General features: G+C 66.3%; 2 protein-coding genes. Both read right to left on the reverse strand.

Annotation, left to right across the window (positions count from 1 at the left end; translation table 11 throughout):
- Positions 1-360 precede the first annotated feature (360 nt).
- Positions 361-534: a hypothetical protein gene (locus ACFQEU_RS16050; protein ID WP_379783795.1), complete on the reverse strand. Its 174-nt coding sequence runs from the start codon at positions 532-534 to the stop codon at positions 361-363.
- A 19-nt stretch (positions 535-553) separates the two neighbouring features.
- On the reverse strand, positions 554-1,090 hold the full coding sequence (gene msrA / locus ACFQEU_RS16055) for a peptide-methionine (S)-S-oxide reductase MsrA (protein ID WP_379783797.1): 537 nt from the start codon (positions 1,088-1,090) through the stop codon (positions 554-556).
- Between the last annotated feature and the right edge of the window lie 204 nt (positions 1,091-1,294).

The raw sequence follows: 1,294 nt of genomic DNA on the forward strand, positions 1-1,294 counted from the left end.
GTGGCGCGCCCGCTCGCGCCCTTATAAGGGCGCGAGCGGCCCGCGAGGGACGCAGCGGTCGGTTATAACCGACCGCTGCGAGGCTGGGGAGGCGTGAGGTGCGGGGCTGTGCGGTGGGACGGGTCGTGGGATCGGATTGGGGCCTGCGATCGGATGGGCCCGTGCGAACGGACGAGGCTCCGAGGGCGATCGTGACCACGGCCGTTATAAATTGACCAGTCCCTGCGACGTGTCCGCCAGGCTCGATCACTTATAAGTGATGGCTGGGCGAAACAGACCGCGTCGATGACGATACCGCTGCGTCCGCACTTATATATCACTTGACCGGAGGGACGGCCCGACTCGCGTTCGGGTACCGACTCACTCGCCTCGGGTTCGGTTCGTGTAGACGAGATACGCCAGCGGGAGCAGTAACACGTACACGACCGCGGTCACGGCCAAGAACAGCTCGTCGGAACCGACCCAGAGGCTGTAGAACAGCCCCACTCCGACGAGGACGTACGCGGCGGCAAGCGCCCAGACCGGCCGGCTCACGGGGCCCCTCGTAGCGAGGTCACTCCGCGACCTTCGCCTCGAACTTCTCACGCACTTTTTCGACTTTCGGCTGGGCGTGGAACGTGCAGTAGGCGTCGTCGGGGTTCTTCGCGAAGTAGTCCTGGTGTTTCTCCTCCGCGCGGTAGAAGGTCTCCAGCGGTTCGAGCTCGGTCACCACGTCGTCGTCGTACTCCTCGTCGAGCGCCTCGATGTAGGCGGCCGCCTGCTCGCGCTGTGCGTCGTCGTGATACAGAACGATCGAGCGGTACTGGCTCCCCACGTCCGGCCCCTGCCGATCGAGCTGGGTCGGGTCGTGGATCGTGAAGAACGCCTCCAGAAGGTCGTCGTAGGCGACGACCGCGGGGTCGTACTCGACCTGAACGACCTCGGCATGGCCGGTGTTCCCGGAGCAGACCTGGCGATACGTCGGGTCCTCGGCGTGACCGCCGGCGTAACCGGAGGTGACGGACGCGACGCCCGACAGCTCCTCGAGGGCGGCCTCGATACACCAGAAGCAGCCGCCGCCGAACGTCGCCGTCTCGTAGTCATTGGACATACCCGTTCATACGGGACGGAGACGTATTAATCCGCTTCTCGCCCCCCGGAGGCGTTTCCCATCATTCCCAGCGACAACCCCGCACCGCGTCCGGCAACACGTCGGTCTCGCGTCCGGCAACACGTCGGTCTCGCGTCCGGCGACGGTCCCGCTCGCGTCCGGCGACGGTCCCGCTCGCGTCCGGCGACATCGACGCCGAACGGT

The organism is Halorubrum tibetense, from assembly GCF_042661865.1.
Classification (GTDB): Archaea; Halobacteriota; Halobacteria; order Halobacteriales; family Haloferacaceae; genus Halorubrum; species Halorubrum tibetense.